Here is a 25084-nt window from a genome sequence, read left to right as displayed (position 1 = left end):
ACCCGCTCGCGAAACCACGCATACCGCCCAAGTTGGACACTTACCCGTGCAAATAGGGTCCTTTGTGGACAGACCAGTCGCCGTCCCCGCTCCCGCCAGCCGGTCCGGACCCACGCCGGGGCACGCCACGTTTGGGTTACCTCTCAATAACCCGAATCGCCACTCACGACCACCTCGACCCAAGCGCTCCGGAGGCTTCAAAGGCTCCCGAGGATGTCCTTCGTCGAGGTGACCGTGGCGAACCCGCCGCCGTGCAGGTTCGTCGCGGTCGCCTTGGCCAGTTCGTCAGCGGTGAGGACGCTCCCGTCCGGACCGGCGAGGTCGAAGGTGAAGGTGGCGTCGAGGGCGAAAGTGACGTCGTAGCCGAGGTTTCCGCCGATCCGCGCGGTGGTCTCGCAGCAGAAGTTCGTCTGGATGCCGGCGAGCACGAACGAGGTGATGCCGCGCGTCTTCAGCCACCCGTCGAGGTCGATGTCGCCGTGGAAGGCCGAGTTGACCTTCTTGCCGAACACGAGATCCGCGCGGACGCCGTCGAGTTCGGGCTTGAAGTGGTTGCCCTCCTGGCCGGGCCGCAGCGACGAGCCGGGTTTGACGGAGTCGTGGTGCACCAGCACGATCGGCAGTCCCCGTTCCTGCCAGGCGTCCACGAGCGCCTTGATGTTGGCTTCCGCGCCCGGGTTGTTGCGCGGTCCCCAGACCGGCTTGTCGAAGCCACGCTGGACGTCGATCACGAGCAGGGCCTTGGTTTCAGTGGTCATGGCTTCGAGTTTCACGCGTTCCGTCGCGAGAGGGGAGTGGCAGAAGAAGCGCGATGCGGTACTTTTCTGCCATGCAAACCGTGGGTGTGCTCCTCCTGCCGGGCAGCCGGTCCTTCGACCTCGGCGTGATCGGCGAGGTCTGGGGTGTGGACCGGACCGACAGCGGCATCGGCCCCTTCGAGGTCCGGCTGTGTTCGCCGAGCCGCGCGACGGTCGCCACTCGCCCGTTCGGCCAGATCGAGGCGACCCATGGGCTGAGCGGGCTCGACGGCTGCGATCTCCTCCTCGTACCCGGCCGGGTCGATCCGCACGCCGAGGTGCCCGCGGTCGCCATCGCCGCGCTGCTCAAGGCACACCGGAACGGGATCACCGTGGCGTCGCTCTGTTCCGGAGCCTTCACCCTGGCCGCTGCCGGGTTGCTCGACGGCCGATCGGTCACCACGCATTGGCGGTTGCTGGACGACCTGGAGACCGCCGCTCGCGACGCCGTCGTCCAGCGGGACGTCCTGTTCACCGACGAGGGTGACGTGCTGACGTCCGCCGGTGTCGTCGGCGGGTTGGATCTCTGCCTGCACCTGGTGCGACGCGATCATGGCGCCGAGGTCGCGGCCGCGCTCGCCCGGCGGCTGGTGATGCCGCCCGCGAGGGAGGGTGGTCAGCGGCAATATGTCGACAATCCGTTGCCGTCCAAGCCGTCGCGACCGAGTGTTTCGTCCACAATGGACTGGGCGCTCGAGCGGCTCGCCGACGACATCGGTGTCGACGATCTCGTCGGGCACGCCGGACTGAGCGAGCGGACGTTCCACCGCGAGTTCGCGGCGGCCACCGGCGTCACGCCGGGACGCTGGCTGCGCGCGCAACGCGTCCGGCTCGCCCGGCGGCTGCTGGAGACGACCGAACTCCCGGTCGAGCGGGTCGCGCAGCGGTCCGGCCTCGGCACCGCCGCCAACCTGCGGCGACGGCTGCGGGCCGAGGTCGGCGTCGGACCCGATTCGTATCGCCGGACGTTCCGGTCGGTTACCGTCGAAGCATGGCCGAGTACGAGCACATCCTCGTGAAGCGGGACGGCGACACCGTCACCATCACCATGAACCGCGCCGCACGGCGGAACTCGCTGTCAGCGGACCACCTGGCCGAACTCCTCGCGGCGTTCCGCGAGGCCGGACGGACCGACGCCACCGGCATCGTCCTGGCGGGCGCCGGACCGGTGTTCTCGGCGGGTCACGACTTCGGAGACGTCGCCGCGCGTGACCTGATGGGCGTGCGCGAACTGCTGCGGCTGTGCACGGACCTGATGGGCACGATGCAGTCGGTGCCGCAGGTCGTCGTCGCGCGGGTGCACGGCCTCGCGACCGCCGCCGGCTGCCAGCTGGTGGCCTCGTGCGACCTCGCCGTCGCCGCCGAATCCGCCGGATTCGCCCTGCCGGGTGGCAAGGGCGGCTGGTTCTGCCACACCCCCGCGGTACCGGTGGCCCGTTCGATCGGGCGAAAACGACTGATGGAACTGGCCCTCACCGGCGACGTCATCGACGCGGCGACCGCCCTGGACTGGGGGCTGGTGAACCGCGTCGTCCCGGACGACTCACTGGACGAAGCCGTCGCTTCGCTGCTGGAGCGCGCTACGCGGGGCAGCCGGGCGAGCAAGGCGATGGGGAAGCAGACGCTCTACGCGCAGCTGGACCGGCCCGAGGCCGACGCCTACGCGCTGGCGCTGGAAGTGATGGCGTCGGCGTCGCAGCTGCCTGGGGCGCGCGAGGGGATGGCGGCCTTCCTGGAGAAGCGCTCCCCGGTCTGGCCGGACTGACTCGGCGAGTCCCGGTCAAGAGCGTTCGCGCAGCAACAGGAGCGTGTAGGCGGCCAGCGTCTGCGCGTCGGTGATGTCCCCCGAAGTGATCATCTTCTCGAACTCGTCGCGCTCGAACCACGCCGTCCGCATGTCCTGCTCCTCGACCTCACGCTGGGCCTCACCCTGCGTGAGCTCCGTGGCGAGGAACACCCGACCGCGCTGGCTCGAGATACCGGGGGCGATGTCGGTGTGGCCGAGGTCGGTCATCGACCCCGCGATCAGCCCGGTCTCCTCGCGCAGTTCGCGGGCGGCGAGTTCGAGCGGCGGGAGGTCGGCGAGGTCGGGGGCGGTGCCCATGGGGAACTCCCAGCGCCGCCGGCCCACCGGGTAGCGGAACTGCTCGACCAGGTGAAACCTGGCGCCGTCGAAGGGGATCACCACGGCGCAGGTGGGTTTGTCGACGACGGCGTAGATCCCTTCGGAACCATCGAGCCGCCTGATGGCGTCTTCGCGCACGGTCATCCAGTTGTTCCGGTACACCTCACGCGAGCTGACACGCTGAACGGGGTCCATGCGACCAGTATGGCGACGCTTGTCCTACCCTCGCGGGGTGCGCCTAGTGATCGCTCGTTGCCAGGTCGACTACGCCGGCCGTCTGACCGCCCATCTGCCGATGGCCACGCGGCTGCTGCTCGTGAAGGCCGACGGTTCGGTGTCCGTGCACTCGGACGACCGTGCCTACAAGCCGCTGAACTGGATGAGTCCGCCGTGCTGGCTGATCGAGGACGGCAAGCTGTGGATCGTCGAGAACAAGCAGGGGGAGAAGCTCGTCATCACGATCGACGAGATCTTCCACGACCACGCCCAGGAACTCGGCGCGGAACCGGGCCTGCAGAAGGACGGCGTCGAGGCGCACCTGCAGGAACTGCTCGCCGAGCACATCAAGACCCTCGGTGAGGGCTACACCCTGGTCCGGCGGGAGTTCCCGACCGCGATCGGGCCGGTCGACATCATGGCGCGTGACGCCGACGGCGCCAGCGTCGCCGTGGAGATCAAGCGGCGCGGCGAGATCGACGGCGTCGAGCAGCTGACGCGGTACCTCGAACTGCTCAACCGCGACCCGCTGCTGGCGCCGGTGCAGGGCGTCTTCGCGGCACAGATCATCAAACCGCAGGCGCGAGTGCTGGCCGAGGACCGGGGGATCCGGTGCCTCACGCTGGACTACGACGCGCTGCGCGGCATCGAGTCGGACGAGTTCCGCCTCTTCTGACGCCCTCCACCCCGCGGAGCGACCGGGGCGTTGAAAGGCCGATATCGAATCGAGTCCTTGACTCGGTATCTGCATTCTTTCGGGCGCCACGGAATGCCCGAAAGTGCGCGGGAAATTAACGAACTCGAATCGACTCGCAAAAGAACCAGCTATTTCTGAGTCATTCGGGTGAACGCCGGAATCCTCGGTCTCGCGCTGTGTCACACTCGATTTCCGCGAGGGGAAGCGCCGAAATTCGGTGGTCGCGGGGTGCAGGGGTGATGGACATGGCTGATTCTCCGAAGCACGTCGATCTGGTGCTGGAAGGCGGCGGCGTCAAAGGCATCGGGTTGCTGGGCGCGGTGCTGGAGTTGCACGAAGCCGGTTACTCGTTCCCGCGGGTCGCCGGGACGAGCGCCGGCGCGATCGTCGCGACACTGGTCGCCGCTTATCAGAAGGCCGGGAAGGATCTCGGCGGGCTCGAAGCGGTGATGAACGACATGGACTGCCGCCGGTTCCAGGATCAGTCCCTGCTCGACAAGGTCACCGGTCCGATCGGCGACGGCGTCGATCTGCTCCTGCACGACGGGATGCACACCGGTGACTATCTCGCCGAATGGCTCGCGCCGTTGCTGGACGAGGTCGGCGTGTGTACCTTCGCCGACCTCGCCATCGACGATCCCGAAGGTACTTTGCTTGCGTACCAACGGTATTCCCTGGTCGTGCACGTCAGTGACCTGACCCGCCGGGTGCTCGTCCGGTTGCCTTGGGATTATTCCCAGTACGGCCGCGATCCCGGTGCGGAGAAGATCGTCGACGCCGTCCGCGCCTCGATGTCCATTCCGTTCTACTTCCGGCCGGTGCAGTTCGACGTCCGCCCCGAGGGCTCGGTCACCTGGGTCGACGGCGGCCTGTTGTCGAACTTCCCGATCACCGTCTTCGACCGGACCGACTCGAAGCCCGCGCGCTGGCCGACCTGGGGCGTGAAGCTTTCCGGGGAACCGGTCGGCGGCCGGGACAAACCGGTGAAGAGTGCGTTGCGGATCGCCATCAGTTCGCTCGAAACCCTGATGTCGGACTGGAATCGTTACCGCTTGCACGAGGAGGGTGTGAACCGGCGGACGGTGTACGTCGATACGACCGGTGTTTCCGCCGTCGACTTCGGGCTCGGCGAAGAGGAGAAGAAGCGCCTCTTCGAAAGCGGGCGGGAGGCCGCGCGGCGGTTTCTGGAAAAGATTGTGCCGCAGTGAACTCGCCGGCGGTATTCCGGTGGGATGAGGGATAGGAGGATCCCATGCGTTATCGCCCGATCGGCAGCGAACCGGCGGATGATCGCCTCGGCCGGTTCATCCCGGACGACTGGCGTCACGTCGAGCGCTTTCCGCTGACCGCGCTGGCCACCGAGGACCGGCCCACCCGGTCACCGGTCGTCATCGGTGTCAACTGGTACAAGGAATTCGACGTCCCGGAAAAGGACGAGAAGTCCGGCGAGTTCTTCGTCGCGAAGGGCGGCGCGAAATCGCTCACCCGGATCCGCGGCGGGCACTGTGTCTGCCTCGAACCCGGCGAATCGACCGACGGCGAGACCCAGTACGCCTTCTACGACCAGGGCAGAGAGGGTGCCTGCGTCGGATTCGGCTGGTCGCGCTGCATGACGATGTTCAACAACGAGCTCTACGCCGCGCGCTGGCTGTGGGATCAGGCGAAGCTCCGCGACGAATGGGGCGAGACCAACCCCGGTGACAACAACGGCACGTCCGTCCGCGCGGCGGCCGAGGTGCTGCTCGAACTGGGGCACGTCCCGTGGTCGGAGAGCTACGCCGACGACGACCACGTCAAGCGGGCCGCCTACACGCCCGACGTGAAGAACGGCATCCAGGCCTTCCGCTGGGCGAAGAGCGTCGAGGAGGTGCACGAGGTACTGGGCAACCCGCGCGCCGACGAACTCGGCGCGGTCCCGTTCCTGAACTCGTGGGGCCCGGGCTATCCGCATCGCACGTACATGCCGGACGACGTCCTCGCCCGGTTGCTCAAGGAGGACGGCGAAGTCGGCCTGCCAACGGACCGGTAAACCCCCACCGGTCGCGGGGAAGGGCCGTTCCAGGCGCAAGCCGGAGCGGCCCTTTCGCCGGTGACAGGACAGGAATTGTCAAAAAACTGCCCGTTCGGACACGTCCGAGCAGACCTCGCCCTCCCGCGCTGCCGCTCCTGAATCCATGCAGTATGGTCCGCGATTGACGCGTTACCGGCGTTTCTCGTGGACATTTTCACTATGGAGGTGGGTCGGTTGCACGTGCTGGCCGATGCGAACCTGCGGCTGGACGCAAGTCCTATCGACTACGTCCTGCTCGCCTTCTATTTCGCACTGGTACTCGGCATCGGGTACATGGCGCGAAGGTCGGTCTCGAGCAGCCTGGACTTCTTCCTCTCCGGCCGCTCACTGCCCGCTTGGGTCACCGGCCTCGCCTTCATCTCGGCGAACCTCGGTGCGGTCGAGATCATGGGCATGTCGGCCAACGGCGTGCTCTACGGCCTGCCGACCGTCCATTACTTCTGGATCGGCGCGATCCCGGCGATGCTGTTCCTCGGCATCGTGATGATGCCGTTCTATTACGGCTCGAAGGTCCGCAGTGTCCCGGAGTTCATGCTCCGCCGGTTCGGCAAACCCGCGCACCTGGTCAACGGCATCAGCTTCGCGAGCGCGCAGATCCTCATCGCGGGCGCGAACCTGTTCCTGCTCGCCAGCGTGGTGAACCTCCTGCTCGGCTGGCCGCTGTGGGTGTCGATCATCGTCGCGGCCGCGGTGGTGCTCTCCTACACCGCGCTCGGCGGCCTTTCCGCCGCGATCTACAACGAGGTCCTGCAGTTCTTCGTGATCGTCGCGGCGCTGCTGCCGCTGACCATCGTCGGCCTGGTGAAGGTCGGTGGCTGGCAGGGCCTGGTCGACAAGGTCACCGCGAGCCCCGGCGGCGAGGCGCAGCTGCACTCGTGGCCGGGTGACAACCTCACCGGCTTCGGCAACAGCTTCCTTTCGGTACTCGGCCTCGTGTTCGGTCTCGGTTTCGTGCTGTCCTTCGGTTACTGGACGACGAACTTCGTCGAGGTCCAGCGCGCCATGGCGTCGAAGAGCATGTCGGCCGCGCGGCGGACGCCGATCATCGGCGCGTTCCCGAAGATGCTGGTCCCGTTCATCGTGATCATCCCCGGCATGATCGCCGCGGTCACCGTGTCCGAGTACGTCCAGGACAAGCAGGTTCTGCTCGAAGGCGGCGACGCGCCCAGCGGGGTCACCGCGAACAACGCGATCCTGCTGCTGATGCGCGACCTGCTGCCCAACGGCATGCTCGGCGTCGCGCTCGCCGGTCTGCTCGCGTCCTTCATGGCCGGTATGGCCGCGAACCTGAGTTCCTTCAACACCGTCTTCACCTACGACATCTGGCAGTCGTACGTGAAGAAGAACGAGTCGGACGGCTACTACCTCCGCCTCGGCCGCATGGTCACCGCCATCGGCACCGTGCTCGCGATCGGGACGGCGTTCATCGCGTCGAACTCCGGGAACATCCTGACCTACCTGCAGGACCTGTTCTCCTTCTTCAACGCGCCGCTGTTCGCCACCTTCATCCTCGGTATGTTCTGGAAGCGGATGACGCCGACGGCGGGCTGGGTCGGCCTGGTGTGCGGTACCGCGTCCGCGATCACCGTGTGGCTGCTGTCGCAGGCCGGGGTCCTCGGGCTCACCGGGCAGGGCATCAGCTTCGTGGCCGCCGGTACGGCGTTCGTCGTCGACATCGTGGTCAGCGTCGGGGTCTCGCTCGCCACCGCGCCGAAACCGGAGGCCCAGTTGGTCGGCCTCGTCTACTCCCTCACCCCGAAGGAGTCGCTGAAGCACGACGAAACCGGCGACGACGCGGGCTGGTACCGCAAGCCGGGCCTGCTCGCCGGCATCGTGCTGATCCTGACCATCGCGCTCAACATCATCTTCTAGGAGGCCGGAGATGGCTGCTTCCCAAGCTCCCAAGAAGGCCGGCGTCTTCGACATCCGGCTGATCATCGCCCTGCTCATCGGCGGCTACGGCCTGGTGCTCACGATCATGGGCATCTGGTTCACCACCGCCGAGGAGCGCGCCAAGGCCGCCGACGTCAACATCAACCTGTGGGCGGGCATCGGCATGCTGGTGTTCGCGGCGCTGTTCATGCTGTGGGCGAAGCTGCGGCCCATCGTGGTGCCGCCCACGCCGGAGACCGGCGAGGGCGGCGAATAGCCGGGTTGTCCGGACAGCGGCGAGGCGGTCCGGCTACCGTGCACGTCGTGCTGCTCAACGCTCGACGTCGCCGGATCGCGTCCGCGCTGGCCCTGGTCGCCGCGCTCGGCGCGCTGTCGGCCTGCGGACAGAACCTCGGCAAGTCCAACTTCGCCCGTACCACCGTCGCCGCCGAAGCCGGTTCCGGCGGTGAGGTGCCGAGCGGGGACATCAACGATCCGGCGGTCACCCCCGCGGTGATGCGCACGATCGATCCGTGCCCGCTGGTGGGCAAGGAGGTCGTGAGCAGCCTCGGCACCCCGGAAGACCCGCGGCCGTCGTCGACCTCGTTCGGCTCCTGCCGGACGAAGGTGACCGACGCCGGCGGCAAGCAGCTCTCGGTCAGCGTCGATATCGGCGCGTCGACCTACGTCTCCAGCCAAGGCGTGACCGTGACGGCGGTCGAGGGGCTGCCGCAGGTGGAGCGGAAGAGCAAGGACGGCAAGAGCTGCGACGTCGGCATCATGACGCTGCGCAAGCCGGAGCGCGGGCTCGGCTTCTCGGTCACCTACGACGGCGGCGACCCGTGCGCGGCCGCTCGCGCCGTGGCCGCGAAGGCCGTGAAGAGCCTGCACTCGTCGCCCGCGAAGTACCCCTCCAGCGCGGGCACGCTGACAGCCGTCGATCCGTGCACCATCGCCGACACCGCCGTTCTCGGCGAAGTCGTGCCGCATGGCGCCACCACGCTGACCAGCTTCCACAGCTGCGACTGGACCCCGGGTTCCAACCCGCGGATCTCCATCGGCTTCCGCACCGGCCTGCCGCCCGAGGAACGCGACGGGACCAAGAAGATCGAGATCGACGGCGTCGCGGTGTACCAGAAGGCGGGTACCGTCAGTTCGGCCGAGTGCAAGATCGAGTGGCAGCACAAGCCGTGGGTCGACGAAGACGTCGAGATCGTCGGCGTGATCTACAAGAACTACGACGAGAAGAAGGACGAAGCGGCGTCCTGCGAGAAGGCGGCCAAGGTCGCCAAATCGGTGCTCTCCAAGCTGCCGAAGCCCTAGGTGCTGGCGGCATCCGGCCGCGGGCGGTAGGAAGGGGACACCCCACCCGCCGACGTGTCGGAGGTCACCTTGAAGAAGATCATCAACGACCCGAAGACGGTGGTCGCGGAATCCTTGCGCGGACTCGCCGCGGCGCACGCGGACGTCCTGCGCGTGGAGGACGATCCCGCGATCGTGGTGCGGGTGGACGCACCCGTGGCGGGCAGGGTCGCGGTGATCTCCGGCGGCGGTTCCGGGCACGAACCTCTGCACGGTGGCTTCGTCGGGCAGGGCATGCTGACGGCCGCCGTGCCCGGCGCGGTGTTCACCTCGCCGACGCCGGACGCCGTCGAGGCCGCGGTCAAGGCCACCACCGGGGACGCGGGCGCCCTGCTGATCGTGAAGAACTACACCGGGGACGTGCTCAACTTCGAGACCGCCGCGGAACTCGCCGCCGCCGAAGGGCTGGACGTGCGCAGCGTGGTCATCGACGACGACGTCGCGGTCAAGGACTCGACCTACACCGCCGGTCGCCGCGGTGTCGGCGGAACGGTGCTGCTGGAGAAGATCACTGGCGCCGCCGCCGAACGCGGCGACTCGCTCGACGCGGTGGAGGCCTTGGCACGCAAGCTGATCGGCCAGGTCCGCTCGATCGGCGTCGCGCTCACCGCGCCGACCGTGCCACACGCGGGCGAGCCGAGTTTCGACCTCGCCGACGACGAGATCGAGTTCGGCATCGGGATCCACGGTGAACCCGGTATCGAGCGGACAGCCGTGGTGACGGCCGACGAACTCGTCGCGCGCATGGTCGAAGCGGTGGTGACGGACCTGCCGTTCACCGCGGGTGACAAGGTCCTGCTGTTCACGAACTCGATGGGCGGCACCCCGCTGGTCGAGCTGTATCTGGCGCACGGGATCGCCGAGCGGCTGCTGGCCGAGCGTGGGATCGTGGTCGAACGGCGCCTGGTGGGGCCGTACATCACCAGTCTCGAGATGCAGGGGATGAGCCTGACTTTGCTGAAACTGGACGACGAGCTGACCGAGTTGTGGGACGCGCCGGTGCACACCCCGGCACTGAGGTGGGGAGTCTGAGATGAGGGGTGCGAAAGGTGAGTCCTGCACCGCCGAGACGCTCGCCGCCGCCTTGCGGGCGGCGGCCGCGGTGATCGCCGAGCATCGGGTCGAACTGATCGACCTCGACCGTGCCATCGGCGACGCCGACCACGGCGAGAACCTGGACCGGGGGTTCACCGCGATCGTGTCCGCTTTGGACACCGCGACGCCCGAAACCCCGGCCGCGGTCGCGAAACTCGCCGCCACGACGTTGATCTCGAAGGTCGGCGGGGCCGCGGGCCCGCTGTACGGCACGGCTTTCCTGCGCGCGTCGGTCAAGCTGGGCGACGCGGCCGAAGTGGACGGTCATCTGCTCGTCGAGGCACTGCGCGCGGCGCTCGAAGGAGTGCAGGCGCGCGGCAAGGCCGTCGGTGGCGACGCGACCATGGTCGACGCGCTGATCCCCGCCGTGTCCGCCGCCGAGGAGGCGGCGGATTCGGATATCGCGGCGATCCTGACCGCCGCGGCCGATGCCGCCGACAAGGGCGCCGAGTCCACTGTGGACCTCATACCGCGCAAGGGGCGCGCTTCCTACCTCGGCGAGCGCGCGAAGGGGCATATGGATCCCGGCGCCCGTTCGACGGCGCTGCTGCTGCGTGCCTTCGCGGAGGCCGCCAAGTGAGCGTCGGAATCGTGCTGGTCTCCCACAGTGCCAAAGTCGCCGAAGGGCTCGCCGAACTCGCCGCGCAGATGGCGCCGGACGTCACCATCGCGGCGGCAGGCGGGCTGTCGGAAGGCGGAATCGGGACGGATTACGACGAGGTCGTCGCGGCGACGCAGCGTGCCGACTCCGGCGCGGGCGTCGTCCTGCTGTACGACCTCGGCAGCGCGCAGATGACCGCGGACCTCGCCGTCGAATCGCTGGCCGATCCGTCGGCGGCGGTCGTCGTGGACGCTCCGCTCGTCGAGGGCGCGATCGCCGCGGCCGTCGCGGCGCAGGGCGGCGCGGACCGCAAGGCCGTCGCCGAAGCCGCCGCGTCGGCGGGCGCGCCGCCGGATCTGACGTTCGACAGCGGCGCGCAGGACGGCGAGAGCAGCGTCGAACTCACGTTGCGGAACGACGTCGGACTGCACGCGCGGCCGGCCGCGGTACTGGTCCGGAGCATCGCGGGGCTGGACGCCGAGGTCACCGTGCGGCTCGGCGAGGAGACCGCGGACGCCAACAGCGTGCTCGCGCTGATGGCCCTCGGCGCACGTCAGGGCGACCGGATCGAGGTCCGCGCACGGGGAGCGCAGGCCGAAGAAGCGCTCACCAAGGTCAAAGACCTCGTCGACCAGAACTTCGGCGAGTGACACTGAGGGTCTCGTGCCGTGAAGGCCTCCTTGCCTACCGTGAAGGTAGTGAAGGAGGCCTTCACTACCTCGGCTCCCGGTAGGGCGATAGCAAAGGTCCCGTCCGACCTCGTCCGCGGGTGACACTTACTCGATTAGGAGGGTGACAGCCGCTGCTTTCCGCGCCCCGGCATGGCACGATCGGAGAAACTACCAGCGAGTAACCTCCGGAGGCCGGTTGTGGCGCGGGAAATCTCGAGTGTGGGAGTCATCGGTCTCGGCACCATGGGTGCCGGGATCGCCGAGGTGCTCGCGCGAAGCGGTGTGTCCGTGGTCGCGGTGGAGATCGACGACGACGGGGTGAACCGGGGCCGGGGCCATCTGGAGCATTCGACCGAACGGGCGGTGTCCGGCGGCAAGCTCGACGCCGAGGGCCGGAGCGCGCTGCTGGACCGGATCCGCTACACGACGTCGCCGGCAGAACTGTCCGATGTGGACTTGGTGATCGAGGCGATCCCGGAGAACCTCGAAGCCAAGACCGACGTGTTCGCGGCGCTGGACAAGATCACCGGCCCGGACACGATCTTCGTGTCCAACACCTCTTCGTTGTCGATCACCGAGATCGGAGTGCACACCGCGCGGCCGGGCAAGGTCGTCGGGATGCACTTCTTCAACCCGGCGCCGATCCTCAAGCTGGTCGAGATCGTCCGCACGGTGGTCACCGAGCCCGACGTCGTCACCGACGTCGTCGCGTTCGCCGAACGGCTCGGCAAGACGCCGGTGGTGATCGGCGACCGCGCCGGGTTCATCGCGAACGCCCTGCTCTTCGGGTATCTCAACCACGCCGTGCGGATGTACGAACAGCGCTACGCCACACGCGAGGATCTCGACGCCGCGATGCGATTCGGCTGCGGATATCCCATGGGGCCCTTGGCCTTGCTCGACCTCATCGGGCTGGACACCGCGTACGAGATCCTCGACACGATGTACCACCAGTCGCGCAACCGGCTTCACGCGCCGGCGCCGCTGCTGAAGCAGATGATCACCGCCGGTCTGCTCGGCCGGAAGACGGGGCAGGGTTTCTACACCTACGACGAACCCGATTCGCCGACGGTGACCGACGCGGTCACGGCGTCCACAGTGGACACTGTGGCGCCGCGAGAGGTGCGCAAGGTCGGCGTCGTCGGGACCGGGACCATGGCGACAGGCATCGTCGAGGTGTTCGCGAAACGCGGTTACGAAGTCATCCTGCGGGCGCGAAGCGCGGAGAAGGCCGCGGCTTCGGTCGCGCGGGTGAAGAAGTCTCTGGACAAGGCCGTCGTCAAGGGCAAACTGTCCGAAGAGGACGCAGCCGCCGCGCTCGGCCGGATCTCGCCCGCGGTGGACTTCGACGAGTTGGCTGACGTCGACCTCGTCGTCGAAGCGGTGGCCGAGGATCTGGCCGTCAAGCAGGCCGTCTTCGCCGCGCTCGACGACGTCGTGAAGCCGGGCGCGGTTTTGGCGACGACCACTTCGTCGTTGCCCGTGATCGAATGCGCGGCCGCCACCTCGCGGCCTTCGGACGTGGTCGGCGTGCACTTCTTCAACCCGGCGCCGGTGATGAAACTCGTCGAGGTCGTCTCGACGATCGCCACCGCGCCGGACGTCGTCGCGACCGTGGACGCCGTTTGCGCGGCGGTGGGCAAGCACCCGGTGCACTGCGGCGATCGGGCCGGGTTCATCGTGAACGCGCTGCTGTTCCCGTACCTCAACGACGCGGTGAAGATGCTCGAGGCGCACTATGCCGAGGCCGACGACATCGACACCGCGATGAAGGTGGGCTGCGGGTTGCCGATGGGCCCGTTCGAGCTGCTCGACGTCGTCGGGCTGGACGTCTCGCTGGCGATCCAGCGGACCCTGTTCAACGAGTTCCGGGAAGAGGGTTTCGCGCCCGCGCCGCTGCTGGAGCACCTCGTGACGGCGGGGCGGCTCGGGCGGAAGACGGGGAAGGGCTTCAAGGACTACTCGGCCAGGTAGGTCCTCGTGAGTGGCCGGTAGTTTGGACGGTATGCCGGTTTCCTCTGGGGTCAGGAAGCGGATCAAGGACTTTCTCGATCCGGACGACGAGATCCACTACGTGTTCCCTGCCGACATCTCCGGCAGTACCAATCCCAGCGTGTTCTTCGCGGTGACCCGCAAGTCGATCACGGTGCTGACGACGGGGTACTGGTCGAGGACGACGCCGAAACGGGTCATCGCGACGTCCCTGCGCACCCTGCGGATCGGTCCGGTGTGGACCGAGACCACTCCGTGGTTCAAGTTCAACGGCGTCGACTACGAGATCGACGACGAGTACGTCCCGGTCGTGCACGCCGCCGACGCGGAGATCATGCGGGACGTGGCGAAACCTGAAGATCCGCTGCCGGACCTCTAAGCTCGCCGGGTGCGTCAGCTGACTTACGACGGGGTACCGATCCCCGGCCTGAACGACCTGGTCCGGACCGCGATTCGCCTGCACCCCGCGCCGGGCGAACCAGGTCCGGACGAGAGCCACTTCGGCGGCCCGTTGCTCTGGCCGTCGGACGAACCGTGGCCGGAGTGCCCGGTGACCTGGCCGCCCGATCCGGACGCCTCCGACGACGCCTGGAACGGCGGGCATCCGCTCGACGGCCCGGTCCCGGTGATGGTCAGCGCGGCGCAGCTCTTCCGCGACGACTTCCCGGAGCTGCAGTTCCCGGAAGGCGCCGACGTCCTGCAGATCCTGCTCTGCCCGCTGACGCACGACAGCCCGTACCACCAGGGGCCCGCGGTCCGGCTGGTGTGGCGCGATTCCGGTGAGGTGGGGGACATCGCGGATCCACCACCGGCTCCCGACGGCGCCGAGGCCGGATACCTGCCGCGGCCCTGTGTGTTCGAGCCGTGCTCGATCGACGAGCTGCCCCGGCTCTGCGACTTCCCGGCGGAGACCCGTGCCGCGCTCGGCATCCCCGAAGGCGCGAGTGACGATCCGGACGGCTGGCCGGAGCTGGGGCAGTACTCGAAGATCGGCGGCTGGACGGCCTGGTCCGCGACCGATCGCATCGACCTGGGCTGCCGTGAGTGCGGCGCGGAGCTGCGGCAGACGATCGCGCTGGCCACGGAGGAACACGAGGTCGGCTGCGGCTGCGAGGTCGCCGAAGACGGCCCGGCCGGCTGGTCGTTCGGCGCGCGGGGGGTGCTGAACGTCTTCACCTGCCCGGCCGACGGCACGCATCCGTTCAAGGTCCGTATCGTCTGACCTGCGCTTCGGACGGATCCGGCCGTTCCCGGACGGACCCGGACGCCCTCTTGCCTTTTCTCCTCCCGCCGCCGCGGCCAGGCTCGGCGCGGTCGGTTCAGTTCGGTACGAGGGAGGACGAGATGAGGATGCTTCACCGATCACGGACGGCACGCGCCACGATGGTGCTCGTGTCGGCACCTGGCGTTGACCGGGGCGGGGGCTGTCCAGGCGAACGCCGCGGAGGCCGCGACGGACCGGGTCGCCGCGCCGCCGTGCGACACCTGGAACAAGGACCGGGTGCCGACCGGCCGCCACTCGGGGTGGTGCGACGGCAAGGGGCCGGCCAGCTACCGGTTCCGCGTCACCTGCCAGGGCGGCGGCGAGACCCCGGGGCAGTGGCACTGGCTGGGTGACCGGCGTGGCTCGACCGCCTACTGCCCCAACAACCGGCGGGGCATCGGGTTCTCGATCGAGTTCGATTAGCCGGGGGTACCGGATCGTCCGGGCACGCCCCGGGCGATCCGCTCAGCCGGGCGGGAGCAAAGGTCCCCCGCTCCAGTGCTGGAAGACCAGGTTCGTGTGCACCCTGGCGACCTCGTCGCGAGCGGTCAGCTCGTCGAGCACCAGCCGCTGCAGTTCGGTCGCGGACGCGGTGGCGACGTGCGCGAGGAAGTCGTCTGGTCCGGTCAGGTGGTAGACGGCGCGGACCTCGGGCAGGGCGAGCAGATGCTCGACGAACGAGTCCACCAGCGCCCGCCGGTGGGGGCGGACCTGGACGAACAGGAGCGCTTCGAGCGGGCGGCCGAGTTTGGCGGCGTCCACCTCCGCGCGCTGGCCGATGATCACCCCGGTTTCGCGAAGCCGGTTGACGCGGTCGAGGCAGGTCGAGGGTGCGATGCCGACCGCGGCGGCCAGATCCTTGTTCGAGATCCGGGCGTCGTTCTGCAGCAGCCGCAGAATACGAAGATCAACCGTGCTCAGTTCGACGGAATCCGACATCGGCGAATGATATCCGAAGATATTGCGGATGATCCGGAGAAAATCGCACCATCTGGAGTATGACCGCAACGCTGCGCACCCGAGCCGTCCACGCCGGCCGTGACGATCTCACGGACCTCGGCGTCCACGCCGCCCCGCTCGATCTGTCCACGACCTACCCGTCACGGGACAGCGTCGAGGAGGCCGGCCGCATCGACGAGTTCGCCGCCACCGGCGCACTGTCGGGCCTGCCGGTCTACGGGCGGCTGAGCAACCCGACCGTCGAACGGTTCGAGAAGGCGCTGGCCGAACTCGAAGGTTTCGACGACGCCGTCGCGTTCGCCACCGGCATGGCCGCGGTGTCGGCTTCGCTGCTCGTGGCCGTCGCGCGAGGCAAACGGCATATCGTGGCCGTCCGACCGGTATACGGCTGCACCGATCACATGCTCACGTCCGGTCTGCTCGGCACCGAGGTGACCTGGGCCGATCCGGAAGGTGTCGCCTCGGCGCTGCGCCCCGACACCGGTCTGGTGCTGCTCGAAACGCCCGCGAACCCGACCCTGCGCGAAGTCGACATCGCGGAGATCGTCCGCGCCGCGGGTGAGGTTCCGGTGCTGGTCGACAACACCTTCGCGACACCGGTCCTCCAGCGCCCGGGACGGCACGGCGCCCGGTTCGTCCTGCACAGCGCGACCAAGTTCCTCGGCGGACATGGCGACGTCATGGGCGGCGTGATCGCTTGCGGTGCCGAAGACGCCGGGATGCTGCGGCAGATCCGCTTCGCCACCGGCGGGGTGCTGCACCCGCTAGCCGGGTACATGCTGCTTCGCGGCCTTTCGACCCTTCCGCTGCGGGTCAACGCCGCGTCCGCGACGGCAGCCGAACTCGTCGAGCGGCTGCGCGGGCACGCGAACGTCGGCGCGGTGCACTACCCGAGCCTCGGCGGTCCGCTGATCGCGTTCGAGGTCGACGGCGATCCGCACGCGCTCATCGGCGCGGTCCGGCTGATCACCCCGGCCGTCAGCCTCGGCAGCGTGGACTCGCTCATCCAGCATCCCGCGTCGATCAGCCACCGGATCGTCGCCGAGGACGACCGGCGCGGCGCGGGCGTCACCGACCGGCTCATCCGGATGTCGGTGGGCCTGGAGGACGTCGAGGACCTGTGGCACGACCTCGACCAGGCGCTCAAGGCCTGCTGAGCGAGATCGTGGTCACGAGGATGTCGACAAATCGTCCCGCGTCGCTAACCTGGGCGGGTGAAAGATCTGGTTTCGTCCTGGGTGGAATCTTCGGCTCGTAGCACGCTTTCGCGGCTCCACGAGCAGATCGGCGTCGCCGGGCTCGCCGCGGCGGCGGCCCTTCCCGGGCTGTCGGCCGTCTTCGATCAGCACTCCGCAGCGGTGCGGGACATCCTCGCGGCGGGGGTCGAAGGTTCGGCGGCTGTCGCCGGGGTGGTGCTTCTCGCGGGGTACACGCGAGGCCTGCTCGACGAGGCCAGGACCAAGGGCTGGACGTTTCGTGCCCCGGCCGATCTGACGGCCTGGAACACCAGCGACTGGCTGACCGCTCGTCTGGTCGGCGTGTGTTCGCTGGCCGCCACGATGGACGACAGGCGACCGCAGCCGACGGGGAACGGATAGGGCGGCCGGACACCCTATCCGTTCCCGTTCTAGGTCAGCGGTACTCCGGCGGAGGGGGCATTGACCCACCGGGGGGCCGCTGGCCGGGATCCTGATGCGGAGGCATCTGTCCCTGGCTCGGCGGGAACTGCTGGTGCGGGGCGGGCGAACCGCCACCGGTCTGCATTCCGCCACCGGCCTGCTGCGTCCGGGTCGGATCGGCGGCGTGGTGCCCGGCGGACACCGGCTGATGGACGGTCGTCTGCTCGGTCGGCACGTCACCCGAACGACGGGCGTCCTCCCGGCCTCGCTGGTAGGCCTCGGCCTGCGCCTTCGCGGCGGGGATCTCCGCCTCGGCCCGGCCGAGCCAGGTCTCCCAGCGCTGCTGCATCGGCTTGATCAGGCCACCGCCGACACCGACGACGGCGATCCCGCCGATGGTGGCGAGCACGGTGATCAGCACCGGCAGCGTGACCGCGGTGGCCACCCCGATCTGGTTCAGCGCGGCGATCGCACCGAGACCCCAGATGAACACCGAGGCGATGGTGGCCAGCACCTTGCCGTAGGAAACGCCGCTGAGCGCGTTGCCGACCAGGTCCTTGACCGCCTTGGCGATCGCACCGGCGATCACCACGATGACGATCGCGACGATGGCGCGCGGCAGCCAGGCGACGATCTCGTTCAGCAGCGAACTCACCGGGTTCGGGCCGAACACGCCGAACGCGAACTGCAGGGCGATCAGCAGGATGGCGTAGTAGACGATCTTGCTGATGATGTTCGACGCGTCGAACTGGCTTCGGGCCAGCATCTGCTTGAAGCCGCCTCGGTCGATGAGGCGGTTGAACCCGACCTTTTCGAGCACCATGCTCACGGCCTTGGCGAGCGCCTTGGCGATCAGCCAGCCGATGAACAGGATGACCAGGAACGCGAGCAGTTTGGGGACGAAGGTGGCGACCGAACTCCAGGCGCTGGACACGCCTTGACCGAAATCGACGGCCGCCAGTGCTGATGTGGCCACTGGACTTGCTCCCTTCCACCACTGGAGGTTCCAGACTGGTGGAGGGGGAATACCCGATGATTACTTCGTCACACGTACACCCACCCGATCGGGTGGGTCAGCCGCAGCAGCCGCCTCCGCAGCAGCCGCCCCCACCTGCGGGAACGGGGGCCGGTCCGGACGCCGACCCGGTCAGCGCGACGGTCGTCAGCAGTTTGACGGTGTCCTGGTGGCCCTCCGGGCACGGCGCGGGCGCGCCGGACTCGCTCATCGGCCGCAGCAGTTCGAAGGTCCCGGCGCACTCGCGGCAGCGGTAGGCGTAAGTCGGCATACCCGGCATTATCCCATCTCCTTTCGTCCACCGGGATGGCAAGCTGTCCGGGTGGAACTGCCTGTCGCGGCGCAAGTGCCGCACCTCGGCCAAGTCGTCCCGTCCGTCCTCTCCGCACTCGGCGCCGCGGAGTTCGCCAACTCGCTGAGCATCGCCGAGGCGTCCAGTGCGGGTGTCCTGCTCATCGACGGTCTCGGCTGGGAACTGCTCGCCGAGCACGCCGCCGACGCGCCCGTGCTCACGCAGCTGGCGAAGTCGCCGCTGCGGGTCGGCTTCCCGTCGACGACCGCGGCCGGACTCGGCGCGATCGGCACGGGGCTGGCGTCGGGGGAGCACGGGCTGATCGGCTACAGCTTCGAGGTCCCGGGCGCGGGCGTGCTGAACGCGTTGCGCTGGACCAGCCACGAGGACGGCGGCGACCTCCGGGGGAAGCTGCCTCCGCGCGAGGTGCAGCCCCTGCCGACGACGTTCGAGCGCGCGGCGGCCGCGGGCATCACCACCAGCGTCGTCTCGTCGGCGAAATTCGCCGACACCGCGCTCACCCGCGCGACCCAGTCCGGCGGCCGGTACGTCGGCGTCCACGCGCTCGGCGACCTGGCGGCGGGCATCCTGCAGTGCCTCCAGACGCGGCCCGCGTTCTGCTGGGGCTATCACAGCGAACTCGACATGCTCGGCCACGTCTACGGACCGGGTTCGTCGCCGTGGCGGATGCAGCTTAGGCAGGTCGACAGGCTGGTCGAGTCGATTGTGGACGGTCTGCCGCCCGGTGCGCTCCTCGCCGTCGTCGCCGATCACGGCATGGTGACCGTCGAGGGCGCGCTCGACATCGACGACACGCCCGCGCTGCTCGGCGGCGTCCGGACCATCGGGGGCGAGGTCCGGGCGCGGCACGTCTACAGCGAACCGGGTGCCGAGGCCGACGTGCTCGCGGCCTGGCGCGAGGTGGTCGGCGACCGGGCGTGGATCCTCTCGCGCGACGAGGCCGTCGAGGCGGGCTGGTTCGGGCCGGTCTCGGATCGCGTCCGGCCGCGGATCGGTGACGTCGTCGCCGCGTCGAAGGGGCGCTTCGGACTGGTGCGGGAACTGGCCGAGGCCGTCGAGTCCTCTTTGGTCGGTCAGCACGGTTCGCTGACCCCGGCCGAACAGCTCGTCCCGTTGGTCCTCGCCCGCGGCTGACCGAGCGCGTTTAGCCCGCTAAACGCGATCAGTGGGGCTTCCGGGCGGAGAACCGCACAGAGCGTTTCGGGACGTGATCGACCTCGATGTCGGTGAAGCCGGCGCCGGTGAGCCGGGGCCAGACCGAAACCGGGTCGAGCGCGTTCATGGTGTCGCCGAGGTGAAGGAGCCGGAACGGGGCGTTCGCCAGGTTGTCGATCGCACGCAGGACGCCGCCGGGGCGAAGGACGCGGAACGCTTCGGCGAAGATCGCGTCCTGCAACGCTGTCGTCGGCACGTGATGCAGCATCGTGAAGCACACGACGGCCGAGAACTCGCCGTCCTCGAAGGGCATCGCGGCGCCGTCTCCCTGGACGATCCGCACGCGGCCGTCGAACTCCCGCTTGAGCAGTTCCGCCGACGTCTCGTCGATTTCGACGGCGGTGAGGCGGGGGACGAGCCTGACGAGCGCCCGGGTGGTCGCGCCGTAGCCGGGGCCGATCTCGAGTACGGAGTCGCCGAGGTCGAAGCCGGCGACGTTGCCCGGCATCTCGGCGGCGACGGCTTTCGCCCACAACGCGGAACTGCAGAGTTTGCGGTGCACCAGGTTCATCGGCATGAATCCGAAGCTAGCCGTGACCGATAGGCGATAGGCTGCCAACCGATGTCGAGAATCGGACTCCTGCCGCCGATACCGACGGCGATGGTGCTCGGCGAGATGGATCTGCCCGCCGGCACCTGGTTCCCGTGGCACGAGCACGACGGCCACCAACTCGCCTGGGCGGCACGGGGAATCCTGAGCGTGAACGTCGGCGAGCAGTACTGGGTGCTGCCCCCGACCAGGGCGTTGTGGATCCCGGCCGGGGTCCGTCACCGCACCGGCGCCACCGCCCGCACGGTCCTGCGGGGGATCTACGCCGCGCCGGAGCGGTGCCCGCTGCGCTGGCCGTCGCCGACCCTCGTCGCCGTCCGGCCGCTGCTACGGGAGCTGCTGGAACACCTCGGCTCGGCCGACCTCGGCGACGACGCGCGCCGCCGGGCCGAAGCCGTCGCTTTCGACCTGCTCGAATCGGTGGACGTCGTCCCGATCAGCGTGCCGATGCCGTCCGACGAGCGCGCGCTGACCGTCGCGCGGGCGGTGATCGCCGATCCGGCCGACCGGCGCGGCCTGACTGATCTCGCCCGCGACGCGGGCGCGAGTGAACGCACCCTCGCGCGGCTGTTCCTCACCGAGTGCCGGACGACGTTCGGCGCGTGGCGGGTGCAGGCCAGGCTCCGCGCCTCGTTGCCGCTGCTGGCCGAGGGCATGCCACTGACGGCGGTCTCCCGCCGGATCGGCTATTCCTCGCCGAGCGCGTTCGTCGTCGCCTTCCGACGGGCTGTCGGTGTGACGCCGGGCGCCTACTTCGGCGGCTGAGCCGGGACTCCATATACCGTTTCGGCGTGCCTCGACGTAACCGGCCCGATCGCGGTGGACGCCCAGACCTCGGCGCGTCGACCGGCTGGGCGCGCTCCGAGTCGGCCAAGGACGGGGAGTGGCTGGTCCGGACCGTGCCCGGCGCGCAAGCCACCAAGGACTACCGCTGCCCCGGCTGCGACCACGAGATCCGGCCAGGGACCCCGCATCTGGTCGTCTGGCCAGCCGACGACACCGGCGGGGTCGCCGACCGCCGCCATTGGCACAAGCCCTGCTGGGACGCGCGGGCCCGGCGCCGCCCCGGCCGGTGGTGATCAGCGCCGCAGGTGCAGTGACGGCGCTCCCTCGAATTCCTCCTCGGTGTGGATCTTGAAGCCGAGCCGCTCGGCGACCCGGATCGACGGTTCGTTGGCCACCATGATGTCGGCGATCACCGGGACCTCCGGGATTTCCCGTTCCGCCCATTCGACGACGGCGGCCGCCATCTCCGTCGCGTAGCCCTTGCCCCAGGCGAACGGCCAGAAGCGGTACGCGAGGTTCAGCACGCGCTCACCGTTCCATTCGCGATACCGGACGCCGCCGAAGCCGACGATCACCTCCGGATCGTCCAAAACGGACACCGCGAGATAGCCGAAGCCCTGCTCCTCCCAATGCCGCATCCAGACGTCGTACAGTTCCCGCGCGCCCTCGACGGTGTGCGGTACCGGGTTGAAATTGTTCGTCTCCGGATCGGCCTGCAGCGCGACGATGTTCTCGCGATCCGCCTCGCGCAGCCGCCGCAACAGCAGCCTCTCCGTTTTGATCTCTGTCAGCACACATCTGACGGTAGCCCCGGGGTGCGACAGAATTATCGCCATGACGGATCTCCCGCTGGTACTGCTGCACGCCTTCCCGGTCGACGCCCGCATGTGGGACGCGGTGCGCGCGCCGCTCTCGGAGCGCCTCCGGCTGATCACCCCCGACCAGCGCGGTCTCGGCCGCAGCCCGTTGCCGGAGACCGACCGGGAACCGAACTTGGCGGACGCCGCCCGCGACGTCGTGGCCCTGCTCGATCGGCTCGAACTCGACAAGGTCGTCCTGGGCGGCTGCTCGATGGGCGGCTACCTGACGATGGCGGTGCTGCGCGCCGCGCCGGAACGGGTGGGCGGGCTCGTGTTCATCGACACGAAGGCGACGGCCGACACCCCTGAAGCCGCGCAGGCCCGGCACGACCTCGCGGCCCGGGTCGAGACTGAAGGTGCCGCCTGGCTGCCCGAAACGGTCACGCCCGGTCTGCTCGCCGAGAAAACCCGCGCGGACCGGCCGGAAGTCGCGGAGCGGCTCGGTGAACTGATCGCCGCGCAGCCGCCGTCCGGCATCGCGTGGGCGGCCCGTGCGATGGCGGCACGGCCCGATTCGGTGGAAACACTGCGCTCGGTGGACGTGCCTGCGCTGGTCGTGGTCGGCGAAGAGGACGGCCTGACCCCGCTGGACGCGGCGAACACCCTGGTGGAGACGCTGCCGAACGCGACACTGGTCGTCTTGCCGGAGGCCGGACATCTGACGCCGCTGGAGGATCCGGCCGGAGTCGTCGAAGCGATCTTGGGCTGGTACCCCGCGTAAAAGCGTTTCCCTCGCCCCTTTAAAGGTATAGCGGACAGGGGGACTTGCGGCAAGCCCCCATTCCCGGTCCACAATTCGGCCTTCACGTTTTTGCCGAAGGGGGATTTCCCATGCGCGTACTCCTGTCCACGATCGGGACAAGGGGCGAGGTACAACCGCTGGTGGCGCTGGCGACGCGGTTGCGGGAACTCGGCCAGGACGTCCGGCTCTGCGCGCCGCCGGATTTCCGTGAATGGGCCGAAGGACTCGGGATCTCCTTCGCGCCGCTCGGACCTGAGCTGCGACCGACCGCGAAACCGGATTCCGCGATGACCAAGGCGATGGCTTCCCCCGAGGGGCGGCGTGCGATGGCCGAGGCCATGGTCGTGAACCAGTTCGAGACCATGCCGGAGGCGGCCGAGGGCTGTGACGCCGTCGTCGCGGGAATGGCCTTGAACATCGCCACCCATTCGGTGGCCGAATGGAAAGGAATTCCCTATTTCTTCACCGCTTATTGCCCGATAACGCTGCCTTCGCTGCACCATCGTCCGCCCGTTTTCCCGGGATGGGCACCGAAGAATCCCGATGCCGCCATCCCGTCCTTGTGGGCCGAAGACGCGGAACGGTGGAACGAGCGATGGGGCGGGGTGCTCAACACGCGGCGGAAGCTGCTGGGCCTGCCGCCGGTCGACGACGTCCGCGGGCATGTCTTCACCGAGGAGCCGTGGCTGGCGGCCGATCCGGTACTGGCGCCATGGCGGGGACCGTCGGCGCTGGACGTACACCAGACCGGTGCCTGGATCCTGCCGGACCACAGCCCGTTGTCCCCGGAACTGGATGCGTTCCTCGGCGACGGGGAACCGCCGGTCTACTTCGGATTCGGGAGCATCCGCGCGCCGGAAGAGATCGCGAAGGCGATGATCGGCGCGGCGAGGGCGCACGGACGGCGGGCGATCGTGTTCCGCGGCTGGACCGGACTGTCACCGATCGACGACGAACCCGACTGCCTCGCCATCGGGGAGGTCAATCAGCAGGTGCTCTTCCCGCGCGTCGCGGCGGTCGTGCACCACGGCGGTGCCGGCACGACCACGGCTGCGACCAGGGCCGGGGTACCGCAGGTGCTCGTTCCGCAGATGTTCGACCAGCCCTACTTCGCGCAGCGCGTCCGCGATCTCGGCCTCGGGACTTCGATCACCGGGGAACCAAGCGCGGAGTCGCTGACCCTCGCGCTCTCCGAGGTGCTGCGACCGGAGGTGACCGAGCGAGCGCGTCGGGTCGGTGGTGAGGTGCGGGTCGATGGGGCCGACGTCGCCGCGCGCTCGCTGATGGCGGCCGTCTAGCCTACGCGCTGGAAGTAGCGCTCCAGAGCCGCCTCGGCCTCCCCGCGCCGCTCGGGAAACCGCTGGGCGATCACGAACCGCCAGGGAACCTCGAACAATCGACGCAACGCGAGGAACGGCTCAAGTGACGAAGGTGAGATATCGGCCGGGTACGCGGAGAGAGCCGAAGCGCCAAGGTCCGCGTAGAGAACGGCGAGGTCCCAGCCGAGCGGTCCGCGCCAGGTGTCCTCGAAGTCGAGCCAGCACGGCCCGGCCGCCGTCGCGATCACGTTCCCCCGATGGGCGTCACCGTGCAGCGGACGGCCCTCGCCCGCCGGGAGGGCCGCCGCGACCCGTTCGAGTTCTTCACGCAGCCGGGACACCGCGCCGCCCATCGCGTGACCATGCCGGTCGAGCAGGATCCGAAGGTCATGGACCGGCCCCAGTTCGGGCAGCTCACCGGGGTAGTCGGCGAGCGTGGCGTGTACTCGGGCGAGTGACATCGCCACCTCCCGTGGCGACAGGGTGTCGCCCGGTTCATGGGGCGTGTAATGCCAGAGAGTGACCGGAAGGCCGTCGGCGAAATGCGGGCCTGCCGGGGGATCCGCCGTGGGTGAGACGACGAGCACACCACGTTCCGTGAGGTACCTGGACAGCGCGACATCGCGCGCGAGCCAGTCCTCGGGGGACCGCCGGGCGAGGCGCGTCGTGCCCGGCACCCGCGCCACCACCGGACCCAGTCTCACCAGCACGTTCGACTTGAAATGCAGGACATCGGGGCTGCCTGTCGGCAGCCCGTACCGGTCACCGACGGCGATCGCCGCGGCCACCCCCGCACGCGTGTGTTCGTCGGCCACGGCGCGATCTTGCCAGCCGGTGCGCGCGACTGTCGGTAGTGAGGGCTACGATCCCCACTAGCCGTCGGAGAGGGTCGGAGAACCCGCCCCGGCGACCGGAAATTGACCACCACAAGGTTTGAGTGTT

Annotated in this window: 30 protein-coding genes; 22 read left to right on the top strand and 8 right to left on the bottom strand. The window is 68.9% G+C overall.

What is annotated here, in order from left to right; genetic code table 11:
* Positions 1–197: 197 nt before the first annotated feature.
* Complete coding sequence (locus ACZ7KI_RS39380) at positions 198–758, bottom strand: cysteine hydrolase family protein (RefSeq protein WP_470278092.1); 561 nt, start codon at positions 756–758, stop codon at positions 198–200.
* 71 nt (positions 759–829) lie between these two features.
* On the opposite strand from ACZ7KI_RS39380, the gene ACZ7KI_RS39375 reads away from it, so the two are divergent.
* Positions 830–1816: a GlxA family transcriptional regulator gene (locus ACZ7KI_RS39375; protein ID WP_470278091.1), complete on the top strand. Its 987-nt coding sequence runs from the start codon at positions 830–832 to the stop codon at positions 1814–1816.
* Complete coding sequence (locus ACZ7KI_RS39370) at positions 1789–2562, top strand: enoyl-CoA hydratase-related protein (RefSeq protein ID WP_470278090.1); 774 nt, start codon at positions 1789–1791, stop codon at positions 2560–2562. The genes ACZ7KI_RS39375 and ACZ7KI_RS39370 overlap by 28 nt, the downstream gene beginning before the upstream one ends.
* A 15-nt stretch (positions 2563–2577) precedes the next feature.
* On the opposite strand, the gene ACZ7KI_RS39365 is transcribed toward ACZ7KI_RS39370, so the two are convergent.
* Positions 2578–3117: an NUDIX domain-containing protein gene (locus tag ACZ7KI_RS39365; RefSeq protein ID WP_470278089.1), complete on the bottom strand. Its 540-nt coding sequence runs from the start codon at positions 3115–3117 to the stop codon at positions 2578–2580.
* Positions 3118–3154: 37 nt separating this feature from the next.
* Between ACZ7KI_RS39365 and nucS the strand changes: the two genes are divergently transcribed.
* From nucS to ACZ7KI_RS39300, 13 genes are all read left to right on the top strand, one after another.
* Positions 3155–3814: an endonuclease NucS gene (nucS, locus tag ACZ7KI_RS39360; protein WP_044852472.1), complete on the top strand. Its 660-nt coding sequence runs from the start codon at positions 3155–3157 to the stop codon at positions 3812–3814.
* Positions 3815–4080: 266 nt separating this feature from the next.
* Positions 4081–5043 carry a patatin-like phospholipase family protein gene (locus tag ACZ7KI_RS39355; protein ID WP_470278088.1) on the top strand — a complete coding sequence of 321 codons (963 nt, stop codon included), beginning with the start codon at positions 4081–4083 and terminating at the stop codon, positions 5041–5043.
* Between the two features lie 44 nt (positions 5044–5087).
* Entirely contained in the window at positions 5088–5864 is a 777-nt protein-coding gene (locus ACZ7KI_RS39350; RefSeq protein ID WP_470278087.1) for a hypothetical protein, read from the top strand.
* Positions 5865–6080: 216 nt separating this feature from the next.
* The gene (locus ACZ7KI_RS39345) at positions 6081–7778 is read left to right on the top strand and encodes a sodium:solute symporter family protein (RefSeq protein ID WP_470278094.1); all 1698 of its coding nucleotides are present in this window, start codon (positions 6081–6083) and stop codon (positions 7776–7778) included.
* 10 nt (positions 7779–7788) lie between these two features.
* Positions 7789–8055 (top strand): hypothetical protein, encoded by a 267-nt coding sequence (locus tag ACZ7KI_RS39340; RefSeq protein ID WP_465461399.1) that lies wholly within the window; start codon positions 7789–7791, stop codon positions 8053–8055.
* Positions 8056–8102: 47 nt separating this feature from the next.
* Positions 8103–9101 (top strand): DUF3558 domain-containing protein, encoded by a 999-nt coding sequence (locus tag ACZ7KI_RS39335; RefSeq protein ID WP_470278086.1) that lies wholly within the window; start codon positions 8103–8105, stop codon positions 9099–9101.
* Between the two features lie 69 nt (positions 9102–9170).
* Positions 9171–10172 (top strand): dihydroxyacetone kinase subunit DhaK, encoded by a 1002-nt coding sequence (gene dhaK / locus ACZ7KI_RS39330; RefSeq protein ID WP_470278085.1) that lies wholly within the window; start codon positions 9171–9173, stop codon positions 10170–10172.
* A 1-nt stretch (position 10173) separates the two neighbouring features.
* Positions 10174–10815, top strand: a complete 642-nt coding sequence (dhaL, locus tag ACZ7KI_RS39325; RefSeq protein WP_470278084.1) for a dihydroxyacetone kinase subunit DhaL — start codon at positions 10174–10176, stop codon at positions 10813–10815.
* Complete coding sequence (dhaM, locus tag ACZ7KI_RS39320; protein ID WP_470278083.1) at positions 10812–11486, top strand: dihydroxyacetone kinase phosphoryl donor subunit DhaM; 675 nt, start codon at positions 10812–10814, stop codon at positions 11484–11486. The genes dhaL and dhaM overlap by 4 nt, the downstream gene beginning before the upstream one ends.
* A 219-nt stretch (positions 11487–11705) precedes the next feature.
* Positions 11706–13481 carry a 3-hydroxyacyl-CoA dehydrogenase family protein gene (locus ACZ7KI_RS39315; RefSeq protein WP_470278082.1) on the top strand — a complete coding sequence of 592 codons (1776 nt, stop codon included), beginning with the start codon at positions 11706–11708 and terminating at the stop codon, positions 13479–13481.
* 31 nt (positions 13482–13512) lie between these two features.
* On the top strand, positions 13513–13878 hold the full coding sequence (locus ACZ7KI_RS39310; protein ID WP_470278081.1) for a hypothetical protein: 366 nt from the start codon (positions 13513–13515) through the stop codon (positions 13876–13878).
* A gap of 9 nt (positions 13879–13887) precedes the next feature.
* Positions 13888–14721: a YwqG family protein gene (locus ACZ7KI_RS39305; protein WP_470278080.1), complete on the top strand. Its 834-nt coding sequence runs from the start codon at positions 13888–13890 to the stop codon at positions 14719–14721.
* A gap of 186 nt (positions 14722–14907) precedes the next feature.
* Positions 14908–15186 carry a hypothetical protein gene (locus tag ACZ7KI_RS39300; RefSeq protein WP_470278079.1) on the top strand — a complete coding sequence of 93 codons (279 nt, stop codon included), beginning with the start codon at positions 14908–14910 and terminating at the stop codon, positions 15184–15186.
* 42 nt (positions 15187–15228) lie between these two features.
* Here the strand turns inward: ACZ7KI_RS39300 and ACZ7KI_RS39295 are convergent, their stop codons facing one another.
* Positions 15229–15702 (bottom strand): Lrp/AsnC family transcriptional regulator, encoded by a 474-nt coding sequence (locus ACZ7KI_RS39295; protein ID WP_061982398.1) that lies wholly within the window; start codon positions 15700–15702, stop codon positions 15229–15231.
* 59 nt (positions 15703–15761) lie between these two features.
* On the opposite strand from ACZ7KI_RS39295, the gene ACZ7KI_RS39290 reads away from it, so the two are divergent.
* Positions 15762–16880: a trans-sulfuration enzyme family protein gene (locus tag ACZ7KI_RS39290; RefSeq protein ID WP_470278078.1), complete on the top strand. Its 1119-nt coding sequence runs from the start codon at positions 15762–15764 to the stop codon at positions 16878–16880.
* 57 nt (positions 16881–16937) lie between these two features.
* Entirely contained in the window at positions 16938–17321 is a 384-nt protein-coding gene (locus ACZ7KI_RS39285) for a DUF6401 family natural product biosynthesis protein (RefSeq protein ID WP_465501192.1), read from the top strand.
* A gap of 34 nt (positions 17322–17355) precedes the next feature.
* On the opposite strand, the gene ACZ7KI_RS39280 is transcribed toward ACZ7KI_RS39285, so the two are convergent.
* On the bottom strand, positions 17356–18318 hold the full coding sequence (locus tag ACZ7KI_RS39280; protein ID WP_470278077.1) for a mechanosensitive ion channel family protein: 963 nt from the start codon (positions 18316–18318) through the stop codon (positions 17356–17358).
* A 97-nt stretch (positions 18319–18415) separates the two neighbouring features.
* Positions 18416–18628, bottom strand: a complete 213-nt coding sequence (locus tag ACZ7KI_RS39275) for an FmdB family zinc ribbon protein (protein WP_016336811.1) — start codon at positions 18626–18628, stop codon at positions 18416–18418.
* A 51-nt stretch (positions 18629–18679) separates the two neighbouring features.
* Here ACZ7KI_RS39275 and ACZ7KI_RS39270 point away from each other — a divergent pair, with 51 nt between their 5' ends.
* Positions 18680–19804 (top strand): alkaline phosphatase family protein, encoded by a 1125-nt coding sequence (locus tag ACZ7KI_RS39270; protein WP_470278076.1) that lies wholly within the window; start codon positions 18680–18682, stop codon positions 19802–19804.
* Between the two features lie 28 nt (positions 19805–19832).
* Here ACZ7KI_RS39270 and ACZ7KI_RS39265 read toward each other — a convergent pair whose 3' ends face one another.
* Positions 19833–20396: a class I SAM-dependent methyltransferase gene (locus tag ACZ7KI_RS39265; RefSeq protein WP_470278093.1), complete on the bottom strand. Its 564-nt coding sequence runs from the start codon at positions 20394–20396 to the stop codon at positions 19833–19835.
* Between the two features lie 51 nt (positions 20397–20447).
* Between ACZ7KI_RS39265 and ACZ7KI_RS39260 the strand changes: the two genes are divergently transcribed.
* Together ACZ7KI_RS39260 and ACZ7KI_RS39255 are read left to right on the top strand one after the other, a co-directional pair.
* Entirely contained in the window at positions 20448–21200 is a 753-nt protein-coding gene (locus ACZ7KI_RS39260) for an AraC family transcriptional regulator (RefSeq protein WP_470278075.1), read from the top strand.
* 26 nt (positions 21201–21226) lie between these two features.
* A complete protein-coding gene (locus tag ACZ7KI_RS39255; protein ID WP_061982250.1) occupies positions 21227–21514 on the top strand; it encodes a hypothetical protein in 288 nt (95 codons plus the stop codon).
* On the opposite strand, the gene ACZ7KI_RS39250 is transcribed toward ACZ7KI_RS39255, so the two are convergent.
* Positions 21515–22015 carry a GNAT family N-acetyltransferase gene (locus ACZ7KI_RS39250; protein ID WP_470278074.1) on the bottom strand — a complete coding sequence of 167 codons (501 nt, stop codon included), beginning with the start codon at positions 22013–22015 and terminating at the stop codon, positions 21515–21517.
* 40 nt (positions 22016–22055) lie between these two features.
* Between ACZ7KI_RS39250 and ACZ7KI_RS39245 the strand changes: the two genes are divergently transcribed.
* Together ACZ7KI_RS39245 and ACZ7KI_RS39240 are read left to right on the top strand one after the other, a co-directional pair.
* Positions 22056–22802: an alpha/beta fold hydrolase gene (locus ACZ7KI_RS39245; protein ID WP_470278073.1), complete on the top strand. Its 747-nt coding sequence runs from the start codon at positions 22056–22058 to the stop codon at positions 22800–22802.
* A 110-nt stretch (positions 22803–22912) separates the two neighbouring features.
* Positions 22913–24121: a glycosyltransferase gene (locus ACZ7KI_RS39240; protein WP_470278072.1), complete on the top strand. Its 1209-nt coding sequence runs from the start codon at positions 22913–22915 to the stop codon at positions 24119–24121.
* On the opposite strand, the gene ACZ7KI_RS39235 is transcribed toward ACZ7KI_RS39240, so the two are convergent.
* Complete coding sequence (locus ACZ7KI_RS39235; protein ID WP_470278071.1) at positions 24118–24957, bottom strand: phosphotransferase; 840 nt, start codon at positions 24955–24957, stop codon at positions 24118–24120. The two genes, ACZ7KI_RS39240 and ACZ7KI_RS39235, sit on opposite strands and share 4 nt — an antisense overlap.
* Positions 24958–25084: the final 127 nt, after the last annotated feature.

This window comes from Amycolatopsis sp. NPDC039088 (genome assembly GCF_055598845.1).
Note: the sequence above shows the minus strand (reverse complement) of the source record. Positions and strands in the feature narration are given on the sequence as shown.

Excerpts from the sequence above, each read along its gene's own strand:
- ACZ7KI_RS39380 (WP_470278092.1), bottom strand. The coding sequence starts at position 758 with ATGACCACTGAAACCAAGGCCCTGCTCGTGATCGACGTCCAGCGTGGC.
- ACZ7KI_RS39375 (WP_470278091.1), top strand. The coding sequence starts at position 830 with ATGCAAACCGTGGGTGTGCTCCTCCTGCCGGGCAGCCGGTCCTTCGAC.
- ACZ7KI_RS39370 (WP_470278090.1), top strand. The coding sequence starts at position 1,789 with ATGGCCGAGTACGAGCACATCCTCGTGAAGCGGGACGGCGACACCGTC.
- ACZ7KI_RS39365 (WP_470278089.1), bottom strand. The coding sequence starts at position 3,117 with ATGGACCCCGTTCAGCGTGTCAGCTCGCGTGAGGTGTACCGGAACAAC.
- ACZ7KI_RS39355 (WP_470278088.1), top strand. The coding sequence starts at position 4,081 with ATGGCTGATTCTCCGAAGCACGTCGATCTGGTGCTGGAAGGCGGCGGC.
- ACZ7KI_RS39350 (WP_470278087.1), top strand. The coding sequence starts at position 5,088 with ATGCGTTATCGCCCGATCGGCAGCGAACCGGCGGATGATCGCCTCGGC.
- ACZ7KI_RS39340 (WP_465461399.1), top strand. The coding sequence starts at position 7,789 with ATGGCTGCTTCCCAAGCTCCCAAGAAGGCCGGCGTCTTCGACATCCGG.
- dhaL (WP_470278084.1), top strand. The coding sequence starts at position 10,174 with ATGAGGGGTGCGAAAGGTGAGTCCTGCACCGCCGAGACGCTCGCCGCC.
- ACZ7KI_RS39310 (WP_470278081.1), top strand. The coding sequence starts at position 13,513 with ATGCCGGTTTCCTCTGGGGTCAGGAAGCGGATCAAGGACTTTCTCGAT.
- ACZ7KI_RS39295 (WP_061982398.1), bottom strand. The coding sequence starts at position 15,702 with ATGTCGGATTCCGTCGAACTGAGCACGGTTGATCTTCGTATTCTGCGG.
- ACZ7KI_RS39290 (WP_470278078.1), top strand. The coding sequence starts at position 15,762 with ATGACCGCAACGCTGCGCACCCGAGCCGTCCACGCCGGCCGTGACGAT.
- ACZ7KI_RS39275 (WP_016336811.1), bottom strand. The coding sequence starts at position 18,628 with ATGCCGACTTACGCCTACCGCTGCCGCGAGTGCGCCGGGACCTTCGAA.
- ACZ7KI_RS39265 (WP_470278093.1), bottom strand. The coding sequence starts at position 20,396 with ATGAACCTGGTGCACCGCAAACTCTGCAGTTCCGCGTTGTGGGCGAAA.
- ACZ7KI_RS39260 (WP_470278075.1), top strand. The coding sequence starts at position 20,448 with ATGTCGAGAATCGGACTCCTGCCGCCGATACCGACGGCGATGGTGCTC.
- ACZ7KI_RS39245 (WP_470278073.1), top strand. The coding sequence starts at position 22,056 with ATGACGGATCTCCCGCTGGTACTGCTGCACGCCTTCCCGGTCGACGCC.
- ACZ7KI_RS39240 (WP_470278072.1), top strand. The coding sequence starts at position 22,913 with ATGCGCGTACTCCTGTCCACGATCGGGACAAGGGGCGAGGTACAACCG.